Annotated in this window: 17 protein-coding genes; 16 read left to right on the plus strand and 1 reads right to left on the minus strand. The window is 33.3% G+C overall.

Going from position 1 to position 17497, the window contains the following annotated elements; translation table 11 throughout:
* Positions 1 to 114 precede the first annotated feature (114 nt).
* The 13 genes from JI750_RS20105 (at position 115) to JI750_RS20165 (ending at position 13114) form a co-directional block, all read left to right on the plus strand.
* Positions 115 to 1809 carry a right-handed parallel beta-helix repeat-containing protein gene (locus JI750_RS20105; protein WP_202006219.1) on the plus strand — a complete coding sequence of 565 codons (1695 nt, stop codon included), beginning with the start codon at positions 115 to 117 and terminating at the stop codon, positions 1807 to 1809.
* Between the two features lie 21 nt (positions 1810 to 1830).
* Entirely contained in the window at positions 1831 to 2238 is a 408-nt protein-coding gene (locus tag JI750_RS20110; protein ID WP_202006220.1) for a GNAT family N-acetyltransferase, read from the plus strand.
* 59 nt (positions 2239 to 2297) lie between these two features.
* A complete protein-coding gene (gene trpD / locus JI750_RS20115; protein WP_202006221.1) occupies positions 2298 to 3290 on the plus strand; it encodes an anthranilate phosphoribosyltransferase in 993 nt (330 codons plus the stop codon).
* 73 nt (positions 3291 to 3363) lie between these two features.
* Positions 3364 to 4143 (plus strand): indole-3-glycerol phosphate synthase TrpC, encoded by a 780-nt coding sequence (gene trpC / locus JI750_RS20120; protein ID WP_202006222.1) that lies wholly within the window; start codon positions 3364 to 3366, stop codon positions 4141 to 4143.
* Between the two features lie 85 nt (positions 4144 to 4228).
* The gene (locus JI750_RS20125; RefSeq protein ID WP_202006223.1) at positions 4229 to 4861 is read left to right on the plus strand and encodes a phosphoribosylanthranilate isomerase; all 633 of its coding nucleotides are present in this window, start codon (positions 4229 to 4231) and stop codon (positions 4859 to 4861) included.
* A gap of 12 nt (positions 4862 to 4873) precedes the next feature.
* Positions 4874 to 6055: a tryptophan synthase subunit beta gene (trpB, locus tag JI750_RS20130; protein WP_202006224.1), complete on the plus strand. Its 1182-nt coding sequence runs from the start codon at positions 4874 to 4876 to the stop codon at positions 6053 to 6055.
* Positions 6056 to 6135: 80 nt separating this feature from the next.
* Entirely contained in the window at positions 6136 to 6456 is a 321-nt protein-coding gene (locus JI750_RS20135; RefSeq protein WP_202006225.1) for a gamma-glutamylcyclotransferase family protein, read from the plus strand.
* Positions 6457 to 6462: 6 nt separating this feature from the next.
* Entirely contained in the window at positions 6463 to 7200 is a 738-nt protein-coding gene (locus JI750_RS20140) for a carbon-nitrogen hydrolase family protein (RefSeq protein WP_202006226.1), read from the plus strand.
* A gap of 215 nt (positions 7201 to 7415) precedes the next feature.
* Positions 7416 to 8177, plus strand: coding sequence for a tryptophan synthase subunit alpha (gene trpA, locus JI750_RS20145; RefSeq protein WP_202006227.1), 762 nt, complete (start codon positions 7416 to 7418; stop codon positions 8175 to 8177).
* A 314-nt stretch (positions 8178 to 8491) separates the two neighbouring features.
* Positions 8492 to 9121 (plus strand): TetR/AcrR family transcriptional regulator, encoded by a 630-nt coding sequence (locus tag JI750_RS20150; RefSeq protein WP_202006228.1) that lies wholly within the window; start codon positions 8492 to 8494, stop codon positions 9119 to 9121.
* On the plus strand, positions 9111 to 10430 hold the full coding sequence (locus JI750_RS20155; protein ID WP_202006229.1) for a TolC family protein: 1320 nt from the start codon (positions 9111 to 9113) through the stop codon (positions 10428 to 10430). The genes JI750_RS20150 and JI750_RS20155 overlap by 11 nt, the downstream gene beginning before the upstream one ends.
* Before the next feature lie 12 nt (positions 10431 to 10442).
* The gene (locus tag JI750_RS20160) at positions 10443 to 11522 is read left to right on the plus strand and encodes an HlyD family secretion protein (protein WP_202006230.1); all 1080 of its coding nucleotides are present in this window, start codon (positions 10443 to 10445) and stop codon (positions 11520 to 11522) included.
* 5 nt (positions 11523 to 11527) lie between these two features.
* On the plus strand, positions 11528 to 13114 hold the full coding sequence (locus JI750_RS20165; RefSeq protein WP_202006231.1) for an MDR family MFS transporter: 1587 nt from the start codon (positions 11528 to 11530) through the stop codon (positions 13112 to 13114).
* Between the two features lie 205 nt (positions 13115 to 13319).
* On the opposite strand, the gene yaaA is transcribed toward JI750_RS20165, so the two are convergent.
* The gene (gene yaaA, locus JI750_RS20170) at positions 13320 to 14078 is read right to left on the minus strand and encodes a peroxide stress protein YaaA (RefSeq protein WP_202006232.1); all 759 of its coding nucleotides are present in this window, start codon (positions 14076 to 14078) and stop codon (positions 13320 to 13322) included.
* Between the two features lie 530 nt (positions 14079 to 14608).
* On the opposite strand from yaaA, the gene JI750_RS20175 reads away from it, so the two are divergent.
* The 3 genes from JI750_RS20175 to JI750_RS20185 are packed head-to-tail and all read left to right on the plus strand — an operon-like array spanning position 14609 to position 17472.
* Positions 14609 to 14983: a GxxExxY protein gene (locus JI750_RS20175; protein ID WP_144218521.1), complete on the plus strand. Its 375-nt coding sequence runs from the start codon at positions 14609 to 14611 to the stop codon at positions 14981 to 14983.
* Positions 14984 to 14997: 14 nt separating this feature from the next.
* The gene (locus tag JI750_RS20180) at positions 14998 to 16431 is read left to right on the plus strand and encodes a CCA tRNA nucleotidyltransferase (RefSeq protein WP_202006233.1); all 1434 of its coding nucleotides are present in this window, start codon (positions 14998 to 15000) and stop codon (positions 16429 to 16431) included.
* Positions 16432 to 16446: 15 nt separating this feature from the next.
* Complete coding sequence (locus JI750_RS20185; RefSeq protein WP_202006234.1) at positions 16447 to 17472, plus strand: COX15/CtaA family protein; 1026 nt, start codon at positions 16447 to 16449, stop codon at positions 17470 to 17472.
* Positions 17473 to 17497 lie beyond the last annotated feature (25 nt).

The following is a 17497-nucleotide window of genomic DNA, read 5'->3' on the forward strand; positions in this document are numbered from 1 at the left end:
TTTTTAAATAGCAATTCCATTATCCAAATTAATCCAAATATTATATTTTTACTTGCAAGGATTAACTAACACCAAAATATTATCCTTGTAAGTAATTAATTTAATTAAACCCATATGAAAAAAATTCTACTTCTTTTAATTCTTCTTATTTCTGCTTCTTCATTCGCAGCTAATGTAACTGGTAAAGTCTTTTTAGACAATGGCGCAACTTATGAAAATTGCACCATAACCTTTACACCTGTTTCACCAAGTGCTGTTTTAGCTCAGACTACATCCCAATTGGATGGAAGTTTTACTGCTAATATTGCAAACGGTGTTTACAACATTAAATATGAAAAAAATGGTTATCAAATTTATGAACTGTTAAATTACTTTATAAATGATACTGTGATTTTAAACGATGTTACTTTATCCTCAAATATTTTAGTTTTAGTAAATGGTAATGTTAGTGGAGCATGGACAAAAGGACATACCTATAGAGTTACAGGAAATATAATTGTTCCTGCTGGACAAACATTAACAATTGAAGAAGGTGTAGAGGTAAAATTTGATGGATACTATTCATTAATCGTAAATGGAACTTTATTAGCAAACGGTTCAGCTGATAAATACGTTCAATTTACATCAAACAAAACCTCTCCAACAAATAAAGACTGGGATCAAATAGTAGTAAACGGTATTTCAAAAATGGATTATTGTATTATAGAATATGGAAAAGCAAAGAATGATGACAACATTGGTCTCTTGAATGTAACTGGAAATCTGACTCTAACAAACAGTAAAATTAGAAACTCTGAACAAAGTGCAATAAGTATTAGAAATGCAGGTATTATAACTGTTCAAAATAATAAAATATACAATTGTGCATATGGATTCTCTGTATATACCACTGGAAAAGTTACAATTGAAGACAATGAAATATACAATCATGTTTGGATAGGTATAAATATATATCAGGCGTCAACAGCATCAACGTTTAAAAATAATATTATTTATGATTGTATTTACCAAGGAATACAATCTATTCGATTTAACTATAAAATTGAAAGAAACATAATTTTCAATACTGGCACTGCAATATTTGTTACTTACGGTCAACCTACTATTATAAATAATACGTTAATATATAATGAACATGGTATTGGTCTATATGATAATCCATCGACTACACCAAATCCTATTATCAATTCTAATATCATAAGCAACAATTCAAAATACGCTATTTATTCTGACGGAACATACAAACCACATTCTGTTTCATATAATTTATTCTATAATAATGGCTACGGAACAGGAAATATGCTTCCTATTGGTGTTGGGACTATAATCACAACAAATAAAAACAACACCCCTGCAGATGCCTATTATAATATATTCGAAAATCCGGATTTTGAATCGATTACTTTGGCAGATGAAACTTTTTGCATATTAAAAAGTAATTCTCCTGCTGTAGATGCAGGGGATCCATCAATAATTGCATCCAAAAATGGGACAATTGTAGATATTGGAGCAAGAGAAATAGGCGGTGTTTTATCTAATGAAAAGTTTACAAATTCTAAATTAAGCACTATAAAGGTCTTTCCTAATCCAACCACTAATTATTTATCATTTGAAACAAATCAAGATACAACTTTCGACTCAATTAAGTTTTTTGATATTAATGGAAAAACAGTGGATCAAATAAAATTGACCAATTCTGTTTCTGAGTATCAATGGAAAGTTTCTCAACATCTAGCAAAAGGAGTATACTTATATTCAATTATGAATGGTAATAAGACTATCGATTCAGGAAAGTTTATAAAAAAGTAAAATTTAACCTTGAAATTCGAAATGGAAATAACAATTTTAGAAACACGAGACATCAGCATTGCCGACATCTTAGTTTTGTACAAAGCAAACGAATGGAGTTCTGCAAGTAAGCCAAATGAATTATATAATGGTTTATTAAATTCTGAAACCTTAATAACCGCTTGGGAAGAAAAAAAGCTCGTTGGACTTGGAAATGCAATTTCGGACGGATTTCTAACAGTCTATTATCCACATTTATTGGTGCTTCCAGAATATCAAGGAAAAGGAATCGGGAAATTGATTTTGGATAAAATGCAGAAGAAATACAGTCACTTTCATATGCAGATGCTCACTGCCGACGAAAAATCAGTCGAATTTTATAAAAAAAATGGTTTTGAAAGAGCTGGAAAAACGGAGCCAATGTGGATTTATCAAGGAAATGAACATTAAAGCAGTCACAGTAAAAAACTTAGAACCTTAGCATCTCAGCAACTTAGAATCTTAAATAAATGAAAACTATATTAAACAAATTAATCAACCACGAAGTGCTTTCTAAAGAAGAAGCAAAACAAGTATTGATTAATATTTCGAGTGGTCAATACAATCCAAGTCAGATTTCGGCATTTTTGACTGTTTTTATGATGCGAAGCATTACAATTGATGAACTTTCTGGCTTTCGTGAAGCTTTATTAGATCTTTGCGTTCGTGTAGATTTATCAGCTTATAATACCATCGATTTATGCGGAACGGGTGGCGACGGAAAAGACACTTTCAACATTTCGACTTTAGCTTCATTTGTATCGGCTGGAGCAGGAATAAAAGTAGCAAAACACGGAAATTACGGAGTTTCTTCTATTTCTGGTTCAAGCAACGTGATGGAAAAAATGGGAATTAAATTTAGCAACGATCCTTCGTTTTTAGAAAAATGCATCGATCAGGCTGGAATTTGCGTTTTGCATGCTCCCCTATTTCACCCAGCAATGAAAAACGTTGGACCAATTAGAAAAGAATTGGCAGTAAAAACATTCTTTAATATGTTAGGACCAATGGTAAATCCTGCATTTCCACAAAATCAATTGGTTGGAGTTTTCAACTTAGAATTGGCAAGAATGTATGCTTATTTATATCAAAATACAGATACCAATTTTACGATCTTACATTCGCTTGACGGATATGATGAAATTTCATTAACTGGTCCAACCAAAACAATTTCCAACCATATGGAGGGAATGTTGAATCCAGAAGATTTTGGTGTTCGTCTTCTTTCTCAAACCGAAATTGAAGGAGGAAAAACAATTGAAGAATCTGCAGAAATTTTTACGAATATCATTTCTGGAAAAGGAAATGAAGCACAGAATAATGTAGTTTGTGCCAATGCTGCAATGGCAATTTCGACCGTTACGAAATGCTCTCCAAAAGAAGGATTTGAACTGGCTAAAGAAAGTTTATTGTCTGGAAAAGGGTTAAAAGCATTACAGAAATTACAAGAATTAAGTAGGTAAAAAATTGTTTCAAGTTTCAGGTTTCAAGTTGTTGGAACGAACCTGAAACTTGAAACCTGAAACAAACAAAATAATGAACATTTTAGATAAAATAATAATAGACAAAAAACAAGAAGTGATTTTGAAGAAATCGATCATTCCGGTTTCTCAGTTAGAAGCTTCAGTGTTTTTTGGAAAACAGACGATTTCTCTTAGTCAGAAATTAAAAGAAAGCAATTCTGGAATTATTGCAGAACACAAACGCCGTTCTCCTTCAAAATCAATCATCAACAATAATTTTACAGTTGAAGAAGTAGTTAAAGGTTATGAGAATGCCGGCGCATGCGGAATTTCAGTTTTAACCGACGGTAAATATTTTGGCGGATCTTTAGACGATTTGCTTTTAGCAAGAGCTTCAGTCAATATTCCGCTTTTGCGAAAAGAATTTATTGTGGACGAATACCAGATCTTAGAAGCAAAAGCGCACGGTGCCGATTTAATTTTGTTAATCGCAGCAGTTTTAACGCGAGAAGAAATCAAATCATTATCTGAATTTGCAAAAAGTTTAGGTTTAGAAGTTTTGTTGGAAGTTCACAATCAAGAAGAGTTAGAAAAATCAATTATGCCAACCTTAGATATGATCGGCGTAAACAACAGAAATTTAAAAACATTCGAAGTAAGCTTAGATTTCAGTAAAGAATTGGCTTCACAAATTCCTAATGATTTTGTAAAAGTATCCGAAAGCGGTATTTCATCAATTGAAGCCATTCAAGAACTTAAACCTTACGGTTACAAAGGTTTCTTAATTGGAGAAAACTTCATGAAAACCGACAATGCTGGTCAAGCGGCAACAGAATTTATTAAACAGCTATAGGCTTTAAGCTGTAAGCAATAAGCCTTCTTAACATTACTAATTTAGCCTAAAGCCTAAAGCTTAAAGCTTAAAGCATTTAAAAAAAATGAAACTCAAAATATGCGGTATGAAATATCCTGAAAATATTCTCGAAGTAGGCGCTCTTTTGCCTGACTATATGGGATTTATTTTCTGGGAAAAATCCGCTAGATATTGCAATGGGAATGTTCCCGAATTGATAAAAACAATCAAAAAAGTGGGCGTTTTTGTTAATCAAAGTCAGGAAGAAATTCTGGAAAAAGTCGAAAGATACAACTTACAAGCAGTTCAATTACACGGGGAAGAATCAGTTGAATTTTGCTCAACATTAAAAGAAAAACTTCCAAAAAAAATTGAAATTATTAAAGTCTTTTCGGCCGATGAGAATTTTGATTTTGAAATCATAAAACCTTTTGAAAATGTCTGCGATTATTTTCTATTTGACACTAAAGGAAAACTTCCAGGCGGAAACGGAACAACTTTCGACTGGAGCATATTAAAAAAATACAATTCGAAAAAGCCTTTCTTTTTAAGTGGCGGAATTGGAATGAATGAATTAAAAGCCATTGAAGAAATTTCAAAAACCAAATTACCTATTTATGCTGTCGATGTAAATAGTAAATTTGAAATCGAACCAGGGCTGAAAAATAAAAATTTATTAAGCATCTTCAAACGAAAATTTGATGTTGCCAACTTTTAAAATTTAAATAAAATGAGTTTTAACGTTAACGAAAAAGGATATTACGGAGAATTTGGCGGTGCTTATATTCCCGAAATGTTATATCCAAATGTAGAAGAACTACGTCTGAAATACTTAAGTATAATGGATGAACCTGATTTTAAAGCAGAGTTCAACCAATTGTTGAAAGATTACGTTGGACGCCCTAGTCCGTTGTATTTTGCAAAACGTCTATCTGAGAAATACAATACCAAAGTTTATCTAAAAAGAGAAGACTTAAACCATACTGGAGCACACAAAGTAAACAATACAATTGGGCAAATTCTGCTAGCAAAACGTTTGGGTAAAAAAAGAATTATTGCCGAAACTGGAGCTGGGCAACACGGTGTAGCAACAGCTACAGTTTGTGCTTTAATGGGAATTGAATGTATCGTTTACATGGGCGAAATTGACATCGCCCGTCAGGCTCCAAACGTAGCGCGAATGAAAATGTTAGGCGCAGAAGTTCGTCCAGCACTTTCAGGTTCAAGAACTTTAAAAGACGCTACAAACGAAGCAATCCGCGATTGGATTAATAATCCTGTTGATACACATTATATTATTGGATCAGCAATTGGGCCTCATCCTTATCCAGACATGGTAACACGTTTTCAAAGCATTATTTCTGAAGAAATTAAATGGCAGTTAAAAGAAAAAGAAGGTCGTGAAAATCCTGATTATGTAGTAGCTTGTATTGGCGGAGGAAGTAACGCTGCAGGAACTTACTACCACTTTTTACACGAACCACAAGTTGGAATTATTGCTGTAGAAGCTGCTGGAAAAGGTGTTGACAGCGGACACAGCGCCGCAACTAGTAAATTAGGAAAAGTTGGGGTTATTCATGGTTGCAAAACACTTTTAATGCAAACTCCAGATGGGCAAATTACAGAACCTTATTCTATTTCTGCAGGTCTAGATTATCCTGGAGTTGGGCCTTTGCACGCCCATTTAGCACAAACAGGAAGAGGAGAATTTTTCTCAGTTACCGATGATGATGCAATGAATGCCGGTCTTCAATTAACAAAATTAGAAGGAATTATTCCAGCAATTGAAAGTGCACACGCTTTTGCAGTTTTAGATCAGAAGAAATTCAAGCCTACAGATGTTGTTGTAATAAGTCTTTCTGGTCGTGGCGACAAAGATTTAGATAATTATATAGATTACTTTAAATTGTAATAAAAATTGTAATTTGGGCATTCAAATCCCGAAAGTTATCGGGAGTCTGTACGCTAACAAATAAAGAGAAAATTATAATTATGGAACTATTATTCTCATACGGAACATTAAGATCTAAACAAATTCAGATGCAGATTTTTAATAAAGTTTTAAGCGGCAGTCCAGATCAAATACTGGGCTTCAAACTTAAAAGTTTACAAATTGAAGAAGAGTTTGGAATGGCAGATTATGTTGTGGCTGTACCAAGTGAAAGCTTGGAAGACATTATACACGGTGTTGCTTTTGAAGTTTCTAATCAAGAATTGTTAAAAGTAGATCAATTCGAGTCTAATTCATACAAAAGAGTTCAGGTCAAACTTCAATCAGGAAGAGTAGCTTGGGTTTATACAGAAAATAAATAATATAAAATGATTTTAGCGGCTGCGCAGACCAAACCAAAACGTGGAGATATATCTTCTAATTTACTGAATCATTATCATCTTATTGAATTGGCTGCTCAAAATGGCGCTAATTTAATTGCGTTTCCTGAATTATCTATTACGGGTTACGAAAGAGAAAATGCAGAAGCTTTAGTTTTTACAGAAGATGATTATAGAATTGATCACTTAAAAGAATTGTCGGTTAGAAATAACATTGTCATTATAGCTGGAGCGCCAATTCGAATAGATTCAAAACTATTTATTGGCGAATTTATTATTGCTCCAGACGATTCTGTTTCTATTTATACGAAACAATTTTTACATGAAGGAGAAGGTGATTTTTTCGATTCTTCGTTTGATTACAATCCTATGTTAACGATTGAGGATCAAAATATTTCTTTTGCAATTTGCGCTGACATTGACAATCCGCTACATCCTGAAAACGCAGCTAAAAATGATACCGATATTTATATCGCAAGTATTTTCTTTTCGCCAAACGGAATTCCGAATGCGTACAGCCATTTACAAAATTATGCTGAAAAACATAAAATGAATGTTTTGATGTCGAATTTCAGTGGAGAATCTTGGGGATCGCCATCAGCAGGCCAAAGTGCTTTTTGGAATAATAAAGGAGAATTAGTCGCCCAAATGAATGATTCGGATTCTGGATTATTATTGGTTGAAAAAAAAGGTAATGATTGGGAAAGCCAAATCGTAAAATTTTAAAATATATTGCCACAGATTTCACAGATTAGAAAAGATTTTCTCTCGCAGATCTAGCAGATTAATAGAGATTTTATTAAAAGCATCTAAAAAAATCTGCGCAGATCAGCTTAAATCAATATAAATCTGCGTGAAATAAACTTTTAATCTTTGGCAAAAAAGAAAATATAAACATACCTACAAGGTTTTGAAAACCTTGCAGGAGAAAAAATATAAAAATGAACAGAATAACTCAAAAATTACAAGAAGATAAAAAGATCCTTTCGATCTATTTTTCTGCCGGATATCCGAATTTAAATGATACGGTGCAGATTATTCAGGATTTAGAAAAAAATGGAGTTGATTTAATTGAAATTGGTCTTCCTTTTAGTGATCCTTTAGCAGACGGACCAACGATTCAGGCGAGTTCTACACAAGCGCTTCATAACGGAATGACAACGCAAATTCTTTTTGATCAACTGAAGAACATCCGCGAAAGCGTAAAAATTCCGTTGATTATCATGGGATACTTTAATCCGATGTTACAATACGGAGTTGAAGCTTTTTGCCAGAAATGTGCCGAAATTGGAATTGACGGTTTAATTATTCCAGATCTTCCAGTTGATGTTTATGCAGATGAATACAAAGCAATTTTCGAAAAATACGGATTAATAAACGTGTTTTTGATTACGCCTCAAACTTCAGACGAACGCATTCGTTTTATTGATAGCGTTTCCAACGGATTTATCTATATGGTAAGTTCTGCAAGTGTTACTGGTTCTCAATCTGGATTTGGAGGTGTTCAGGAAAGTTATTTTGAAAGAATCGCTAATCTAAATTTGAAAAATCCTCAAATTGTTGGTTTCGGAATTTCGAATAAAGAAACTTTTAATCAGGCAACAAAGTATGCAAAAGGCGCTATTATTGGAAGTGCCTTTATCAAACATTTGAGTGAAAAAGGAAGCGGAAAAATTGAAGAATTTGTTGGAGAGATTCGATAGATACATCTGATTAAAAATATAATATCCGTTTAGTTTGTCATTTCGACGAAGGAGAAATCTTCGTTACAAAATCGACAAAGATTGGATTTCACTTTACGGAGCTACTTGTGGAGATTTCTCCTTCGTCGAAATGACAAGATTGCGAAAAAAAGCCTGAAAAATAGAGTTTTCAGGCTTTTTTATTTTAACTAATTAAGGCACGATTTAACATAAATTATCAATAACGCTTTATGTTAATATTGTGTTAAAACAAAATTAAACAAGCGTTTAAATTAAACAAGTGTTTAATTTTGCATCCGATTAGAAACAATACCATGTCACACATCGAATTGAACGATAAAAAAATTCAGATTCTTAATGTTGCAGAAAGGCTATTTTCTGAGAAAGGATTTGAGGGTACATCGATACGGGATATCTCCAAAGAGGCCAAAATTAATATTGCTATGGTCTCTTATTATTTTGGTTCAAAAGAAAGGCTACTGGAAGCTCTTATTTTTCACAAGACCGTTGATTTAAAACTACAACTCGAAAATTTATTACAAGAAGATCTAGAACCTCTTGAAAAAGTCAATAAATTAATCGAAATTTACATCAACAGAATTTGCCTTAACAAAGGGATTTACAGGGTTTTACACTTTGAACTTTATAACAAAAAGAGAGAAAAAAGCCTTCAAGCTTTTACTGAGCTCAAAAAAGGAAATTTAAAATCGGTTGAAAGCATTATTAAGCAAGGCCAGGCTCTTGGGGTTTTTAGAAAAGATGTAAATATCCAGCTCATTACACCAACAATTATCGGAACCTTTTTTCACTTTCACATGAATCGCTCTTTCTTCGAAGAAATATTTGATTTAAAAACCGAAGAAATGTTTAACAATTACATTAAAAACGATCTTACAAAGCACATTCAACAAACTATAAAAGCGCTACTTGTTTATGAAAATTAGTCAATTAATGCTCTTTGGAGTTTTCTTTATCGGAATATCTTCAATAGAAGCACAAGAGAAAACAAGTTTAACCTTGGGCGAGGCCGTACAAATGGCTTGGGAAAAGAGTAACGAAGTTACACTTGCCAATACTAAGGTAAACACAAAAAAATACGAATTAAAAACCGTAAAAAATAATCAATACCCAGATCTTAAAATTTCCGGTCAATATCAGCGTCTTACAAAAGCATCGATTGATTTGCCTAATCAGGGTGAAAGTGCTTCATTAGCTTCTCCAGATAGAGCAATGCTTGGAATGGCAAATTTAAGTCTTCCTATTTTTGCTGGATTTAAAATTCAAAACAGCATTGATGCATATGAAGGGATGTACGAAGCAGAAACTGCTAATGCTGAAAAAACTAAAGAAGATGTTGCATTAAAAGCAATCACTTATTACACAGCATTATACAAGGCTCAAAAAACTTTAGATGTTTTAAACGAAAATCAAAAAAGCGCCAAACAGCGTGTTACTGATTTTACCGAGTTGGAGAAAAACGGAATTATTCCGAGAAATGATTTATTGAAAGCGCAATTATTAGTTTCTAAAACGCAATTATCTATTGATGAAGCTAATAACAACATCAATAATATCAATTTCTATTTGACTACTTTGCTGAAATTAGATCCTAATGTAAAAATTCAGGTAAATGAAGAAGATTTCTTTAATCTTAAAACAAGCAATTCTATAACATCTGATGCCGTTGCACTTGAAAGCAGAAAAGATTTAGAAGCAATAAGATTACAAGGTAAAGCTTCAGAAGCTAATGTCAAAATTGCAAAAGCTGGATATTATCCTTCAATTTCACTTTTAGGTGGTTACACTGCATTTGATCTTAAAGACATTGTAACAGTAAAATATGCGATGAACTTTGGAATCGGATTATCTTATGATTTATCAGGTATTCTAAAAAATAATGTTCACGTAAAAGAAGCAGAAAGCAGAGCTTTGGAAGTAAAAAATACTGAAGCAATTATGACAGACCGCATTAAAGTAGAGGTTCAAAAATCTATTGAAGATTATGACCTAGCAATTAATCAAAGTGTGGTGTATGAAGAAGCTTTACAGCAAGCAGCAGAAAACTACAGATTAGTAAAAGATAAATTTGACAACGGTTTATCTGACACTAATGATTTAGTAGAAGCAGATGTAGAGCATTTAAATGCTAAAATTCAAACTGCTTTATCTAAAGCAACCATTATTCAAAAATATTACGAATTACTTTCAGTATCAGGACAATTATCACAATCATTCAATCTTTCTAAAATATAATCGATAGCTCTCATGGAAAAGAAAAAAACAAATAAAAAATTCATCATCATACTTGCAGTTCTGATTTTAGGAGGCGGAACTTATGGAATATCTAAATACCTACACGGTCAAGCTCACGAAGAAACGGATGATGCTCAAATCGAGAAAAAAATGAACCCGATTATCCCTAGAGTTTCAGGATATATCAGCAAAGTTTATGTGAAAGATAATGATTATGTAAAAAAAGGAGATACTTTATTTACTATTGACAAGAGAGATTATCAATTAAAGATTGATGAAGCTAATGCTGCTTTATTAGGTGCTGAAGGTCAGTACGAAGCTGCAAAAGCTGATATCGGAAGTGCTTATGCAAGCATCTCAGTATCTGATGCTCAAATGAGATCTGCAAGTGGTTCTATCGAAAGCGCAAGAATTAGATTGAGACAGCTTACAAACGATTACAACCGTTACAACAACTTGTACAAAACTCATACTATTACAAAACAACAATATGAGCAAGCTTTAACAGCAAAAGAAGAAGCAGAAAACCAAGTACGTGTTTTAGAGCAACAACAAAAAGCTACTTCTTACCAAAAATCTGTTATTCAGTCAAAATCTAAAGTTTCAGACAAACAAACAGAAGTTGCTGCAGCAAACATCAAAAAAGCAAAAACAATGCTAGATGTGGCTCACTTAAACCTTTCTTATACCGTAGTAACTGCTGCAATTGATGGTCAGGTTTCTAAAGTTGATATTCAGCCAGGACAATTGGTTCAGCCAGGACAATCTTTATTCTACATCATTAACAACAACGAAGCTTGGGTTGTAGCTAACTTCAAAGAAACACAATTGAACAAAATGGTTGTGGGACAAAAAGTAAGCTTAAAAGTAGATGCTTATCCAAACTATGAGTTTAAAGGAACTGTATCTTCTTTCTCTCCTGCAACAGGATCTCGTTTTTCATTATTACCTCCTGATAACGCAACAGGAAACTTCGTAAAAACAATTCAGAGATTACCAGTAAAAATTACCATAGACGAATCAAACGATCCTGAAAAAGTAAAACTTTTAAGACCAGGTATGAACGTTGACGTAGATGTACATTTGAAATAAAATAAATGGCAACAGCAGTACAAGACGACGATTTAGTAGAATACGGTTTCAGACGCGTTATCATTACAATTACAGCAGTACTTTGTGCACTGCTGGAAATTGTAGATACGACGATTGTAAACGTAGCGCTGACTGACATGCGCGGAAGTCTTGGTGCTACCTTGACTGATGTGGCATGGGTAATTACAGCATACGCAATTGCGAATGTTATTGTAATTCCGATGACGAGCTGGCTATCACAGCAATTTGGAAGACGTAACTATTTTGTGGCTTCCATTATAATATTTACGGTCTGTTCTTTTTTGTGTGGTAATGCCACCAATATTTGGGAACTTGTAGCCTTCCGATTCGTACAAGGTATGGGCGGTGGAGCACTACTAGTAACAGCCCAAACGATTATTACAGAGAGCTATCCCGTAGCAAAACGTGGAATGGCACAGGCTATTTACGGAATGGGTGTAATTGTTGGTCCAACATTAGGTCCGCCTTTGGGAGGATATTTAGTAGATAACTATTCTTGGCCATATATTTTCTATATCAATATTCCGTTAGGAATTATCGCTACTATTTTGGCTTTAACATTTGTTAGAAGTCCGAAATATGGAGAAAAATTAAAAGCCAATCAGGTTGACTGGTGGGGAATTATATTGTTGACTGCATTTATCGGTTCTTTACAGTTCGTATTAGAACACGGACAGCAAGACGACTGGTTTAATGACTCTACAATTGTGACCTTAAGTGTTGTAACTGTTCTTGGATTGGTTCTTTTTATTTGGAGAGAGCTTACCTATGAATATCCAATTGTAAACCTAAGCGTTTTAAAAGATGGAAATCTTAGAATTGGAACCATTATGTGTTTTATTCTTGGTTTCGGTTTGTATGGTTCAACATTGATTATCCCAATTTACACGCAATCTATTTTAGGATGGACAGCAACTGATGCAGGATTATTATTGATTCCGGGATCTATTACAACGGCTATTATGATGCCATTTGTGGGTAATATGATTCAGAAAGGTGTGCCTCAAGGCTATATGGTTGGAGTAGGATTTTTAATTTTCTTCTTCTTTACCTTTATGATGTACAGCCGAATGACACCTGACACAGGAGTTGAACATATGTACTGGCCTTTAATTTTGAGAGGAATTGGTTTAGGATTGCTTTTCGTTCCTATTACAACACTTTCGCTTTCGACTTTAAAAGGAAAACAAATTGGTGAAGGAGCTGCATTTACTGGAATGATGCGTCAATTAGGCGGATCTTTTGGTATCGCGATTATTACCACTTTCATCACACGTTTTAGTCAATCTCATAGAGTAGATTTAATTAATAACCTAGATCCTGCCAAATTTGATGTGCAGCAGCGTATTGCAGGAATGCAGCACGCCTTCATGGCAAAAGGATATAGTGCAGATGTTGCTTTGAAAAAAGCGTATCAAGCTATCGAAATGTCCGTAATGAAACAAAGCACTGTAATGGCTTATATGGATATTTTCCTTTATCTAGGAATTATGTTTTTATGTTGCATACCGATTATTCTCTTTATCAAAAAAGGGAAGAACAAAATTAGTGCAGCCGACGCAATGCATTAATGATAATAGATTTATAATACGCAGAAACGCCGAATTCATCATTTAGAATTCGGCGTTTATTTTTTCTATTTAACCGCAAAGACGCAAAGATTTTATTTCTAAGAGTCGATAAAAACGCAAAGTTCGCAAAGCTTTGTGTAAAACCTTTGCGAACTTTGCGTAAACCTTGCGCCTTTGCGGTTAAAAAACTTAGTCCCTTAAAAAGTCACCTTGTAAAAACCAAATGATTCCCTTTTGAAAGATTGGCATCAAACTGATATCCTTCATAATTAAAACCTTTTAAGTCATCTATAGTTTCAGCATTCGTATCAATAATATAACGCACCATCATGCCTCTCGCCTTTTTGGCAAAGAAACTGATCATTTTTAATTTTCCGTCTTTGTAATCTTTAAAGTCCGGAGTGATTACAGGAACTTTCAAAGCTTTTACATCAACAGCAGAAAAATATTCATTACTCGCCAAATTCACGAATAACTCATTTTTTTTCAATTCTTTGTTTAAAGCTTTCGTTACAACAGGTTTCCAGAATTCATGAAGGTTTTTAGATTCGCCAACTGGCATTTTAGTTCCCATTTCCAAACGATACGCCTGCATTAAATCTAATGGTTTCAAAAGTCCGTAAAGGCCAGATAAAATTCTAAGTTTATCTTGCAAAACATCTAATTTCTCTAACGGAATGGTATAAGCATCTAAACCTGTATACACATCGCCATCAAAAGTATAAACTGCTGGGCGCGCATTTTCGGGCGTGAAAGGAGTTTTCCAATCCTGATTACGTTTCCAGTTTAAATCGGCTAATTTGTCTGAGATAGACATTAGTTCTGATAATTCAGATGGCTTTTTTGTTTTTACTACTTTATGAACCACTCTTGCTTCTTTTAAGAATGAAGGTTCTGTATATTGAGATGTTGGTAATTTTTTTTCGAAATTCAATGATTTCGCTGGAGATATAACAATTTTCATGTGCGCTTTTTTCTATGATTCAAAAATACAAATTGAATTTTTAAAAACAGATTATCGCAATTGATTTGTTTTATGGGTCCATATTTTTTTTCGCCACGAATTCACGAATTTATTTTTAAAATCTTTGAGCAAAATTTCGAATGAATTTGTGTAATTCACTATCCTGTTTTTTTTAATCAATTAAAATTAATTCGTGAATTCGTGGCGGAAAAATTTAAATCATGTCGAAATTCACGAATTATTTTTTAAAATCTGAACACTCGATTTGTATTAATTCATGCAATTTACTTCCACCTTTTTTTATTTTCATAAAATTGAATTGAAAAATTGTGAATTTACTCAAAAAATTAGGCTGTAGATTATAAAAGGCATTTTCTATGTTGTAAATTTGCATCCATAAAATTCCGAAAACATTTTCAATACAAAAATTGAAAGTTGTATTCTAAATAATAGCCACGAATTGACGAATTAACTTTTTAAAAAATTAATTAAAAAAATTTGTGAATTCGTGGCAGAAAAAAATTTAGATCATGACGAAAATATTGTATCAACAAGAAAGCTATCAGATAATGGGAATTTTATTTGATGTTCATAGAAATTTAGGTGGGGGCTTTTCTGAAATCGTATATAAAGATGCTTTAGAATATGAATTTAAGAAAGCTAATATTCCATTTGAAAGAGAAAAAGAATATTTGGTAAATTATAAAGACATAATTTTAGATCACAAATTTTATGCTGATTTTGTTTTGTTTGATCAAATTATACTTGAAATAAAATCAAGCGATTTTTTACATCCAAAATACATTTCACAATGTCTTAATTATCTAAAAGTTTCCAAAAATAAATTAGCGATTTTAGCAAACTTTAATTCTACCTCACTTGAACATAAACGTATTATTTTATAAAAATTAGTGAATTCGTGGCGATACAAACAAACTATAAAACTGCTTTACAAAACAAAATCTTCGATGTTATTTCGAAAGCTTCTCAGGAATTAAAAGTCGACTCTTATGTGATCGGCGGATTTGTTCGTGATTTGCTTTTAAACCGAGGTTCTAAAAAAGACATTGATGTTGTTGCAGTTGGAAGCGGCATCGAATTGGCTCTTAAAGTTTCCGATTTACTTCCGAACAAACCAAAAGTTCAGGTTTTTAAAACTTACGGAACTGCAATGCTTCGTTTTGAAGATACCGATATCGAATTTGTTGGTGCACGAAAAGAATCTTATACCCGAGACAGTCGAAATCCGATTGTTGAAAATGGAACTTTGCAAGATGATCAAAATCGTCGTGATTTTACGATCAATGCATTGGCTTTATCATTGAATTCAACTAATTTCGGAGATCTTCTAGATCCGTTTGACGGATTAACCGATTTAGAAAACAAAACGATCAAAACGCCTTTGGATCCAGATATTACCTATTCTGATGATCCTTTGCGAATGTTGCGCGCCATTCGTTTTGCAAATCAATTGAATTTTGAAATTGAAGAAAATTCATTAAACGCCATCACCAAAAATGCTGATCGCATTAAAATAATTTCTGGGGAGAGAATCGTTGATGAGTTAAACAAAATTCTCATGACCGATAAACCTTCAATAGGATTTTTACTTTTATACAAAACCGGACTTTTAGATATTATTTTACCTGAATTGACCGCTTTGAATCAGGTGGAAGAAATTGAAGGGCATACACATAAAAACAATTTCTATCATACGTTGGAAGTTGTTGACAACATCTGCCCAAATACAGATGATGTTTGGTTGCGATGGTCAGCATTACTTCATGATATTGGAAAAGCGCCAACAAAACGTTTTACAAAAAAACAAGGATGGACTTTTCACGGACATGAGTTTCTGGGCGGAAAAATGGCTAAGAAAATCTTTGAACGTTTGCACATGCCTTTGAACCATAAAATGAAGTTCGTTCAGAAAATGGTTATTATGAGTTCACGTCCGATTGTTTTGGCGCAAGATATTGTGACTGATAGCGCAGTACGTCGTTTGGTCTTTGATGCTGGTGAAGATGTAGAAAACTTAATGACTTTGTGCGAAGCGGATATTACAACCAAAAATCCGTCAAAATTCAAGAAATATCATAAAAATTTTGAACTCGTACGCAAGAAGATTGTTGAAGTAGAAGAACGCGATCATGTACGTAATTTTCAACCGCCAATTACGGGAGAAGAAATTATGGAAATGTTCGATTTAAAACCTTCACGAGAAATCGGAATTTTAAAAGAAGCCGTAAAAGAGGCCATTTTAGAAGGCGATATTCCGAATGAATATCAAGCCGCTTATGATTTCGTGATAAAACGAGCTGAAAAATTAGGCTTAAAAAAAGTTGAGAAATAAGTAGTATTTAATAAAATGAAAAAAGAGAATAAATCAGTAATCATTTGGTTACTATCGGGCTGTGTTTTATTATTTTTAATGGTCGTCGTGGGCGGAATCACACGTTTGACCAATTCAGGTTTATCTATGACTGATTGGCATTTGGTAACCGATACCTTTCCACCTTTAACAGAAGCAAAATGGCAGGCTGCTTTTGACGAATACAAAAAATTTCCTGAGTATCAGAAAATCAATATTCACAATGATTTTCAGTTAGCCGATTATAAATTCATTTATTTCTGGGAATGGTTTCACCGTTTTATCGGCCGTATTATTGGTTTGGTTTTCTTTGTGCCGTTTGTTTACTTTTTAGCCAAAAAGAAATTAGATACTCCAACCATCAAAAAATGTATCGTTCTTTTGGCAATGGGAGCTTTCCAAGGATTTTTAGGTTGGTTTATGGTAAGAAGTGGATTAATTGACAATCCAGATGTAAGCCACTTTAGACTTTCATTACACTTAACTTTTGCTTTTATCACATTTGCGTATACGCTTTGGGTTGCACTAGATCTGATTTATCCTGAAAGAAATATCAACAAGATTTTACCTCTTAGAAATATTGCGCGTTATGCTTTAGCAGCTCTTCTTATCCAGATTATTTACGGCGGATTCGTAGCGGGATTAAATGCCGGATTAATTCACAATCATTGGCCTTTAATGAGCGACGGAGAATTTATTCACGAATCGGTTTTTATTGAGCAATCTTCTTTAATAAAAAACTTAATTGAAGGAAAAAGCGGTGTTCAGTTTGTACACAGAACTTTTGCTTATGTTGTTGTAGCGATTATTCTTTTTCTTTTCTTCAAAAGTAAAAAATACACACTTACTCATACTCAATCAAACGGAATCAAAACTTTAGTTGTTTTTGTTTTCATTCAGTTCTTACTTGGCGTTTTCACTTTATTATACAGTGTACCTTTGGCTTTAGGATTAATTCATCAAATTATGGCATTCTTCCTTTTGAGTGCTATGACGTATACTTTACACCGATTAAGCAAATAAGATTGAAATATATTAAAACATAAAA

Source organism: Flavobacterium tagetis (assembly GCF_016735615.1).
Lineage (GTDB): Bacteria > Bacteroidota > Bacteroidia > Flavobacteriales > Flavobacteriaceae > Flavobacterium > Flavobacterium tagetis.

Excerpts from the sequence above, each read along its gene's own strand:
- JI750_RS20105 (WP_202006219.1), top strand. The coding sequence starts at position 115 with ATGAAAAAAATTCTACTTCTTTTAATTCTTCTTATTTCTGCTTCTTCA.
- JI750_RS20110 (WP_202006220.1), top strand. The coding sequence starts at position 1,831 with ATGGAAATAACAATTTTAGAAACACGAGACATCAGCATTGCCGACATC.
- trpD (WP_202006221.1), top strand. The coding sequence starts at position 2,298 with ATGAAAACTATATTAAACAAATTAATCAACCACGAAGTGCTTTCTAAA.
- trpC (WP_202006222.1), top strand. The coding sequence starts at position 3,364 with ATGAACATTTTAGATAAAATAATAATAGACAAAAAACAAGAAGTGATT.
- JI750_RS20125 (WP_202006223.1), top strand. The coding sequence starts at position 4,229 with ATGAAACTCAAAATATGCGGTATGAAATATCCTGAAAATATTCTCGAA.
- trpB (WP_202006224.1), top strand. The coding sequence starts at position 4,874 with ATGAGTTTTAACGTTAACGAAAAAGGATATTACGGAGAATTTGGCGGT.
- JI750_RS20135 (WP_202006225.1), top strand. The coding sequence starts at position 6,136 with ATGGAACTATTATTCTCATACGGAACATTAAGATCTAAACAAATTCAG.
- JI750_RS20140 (WP_202006226.1), top strand. The coding sequence starts at position 6,463 with ATGATTTTAGCGGCTGCGCAGACCAAACCAAAACGTGGAGATATATCT.
- trpA (WP_202006227.1), top strand. The coding sequence starts at position 7,416 with ATGAACAGAATAACTCAAAAATTACAAGAAGATAAAAAGATCCTTTCG.
- JI750_RS20150 (WP_202006228.1), top strand. The coding sequence starts at position 8,492 with ATGTCACACATCGAATTGAACGATAAAAAAATTCAGATTCTTAATGTT.
- JI750_RS20155 (WP_202006229.1), top strand. The coding sequence starts at position 9,111 with ATGAAAATTAGTCAATTAATGCTCTTTGGAGTTTTCTTTATCGGAATA.
- JI750_RS20160 (WP_202006230.1), top strand. The coding sequence starts at position 10,443 with ATGGAAAAGAAAAAAACAAATAAAAAATTCATCATCATACTTGCAGTT.
- JI750_RS20165 (WP_202006231.1), top strand. The coding sequence starts at position 11,528 with ATGGCAACAGCAGTACAAGACGACGATTTAGTAGAATACGGTTTCAGA.
- yaaA (WP_202006232.1), bottom strand. The coding sequence starts at position 14,078 with ATGAAAATTGTTATATCTCCAGCGAAATCATTGAATTTCGAAAAAAAA.
- JI750_RS20175 (WP_144218521.1), top strand. The coding sequence starts at position 14,609 with ATGACGAAAATATTGTATCAACAAGAAAGCTATCAGATAATGGGAATT.
- JI750_RS20185 (WP_202006234.1), top strand. The coding sequence starts at position 16,447 with ATGAAAAAAGAGAATAAATCAGTAATCATTTGGTTACTATCGGGCTGT.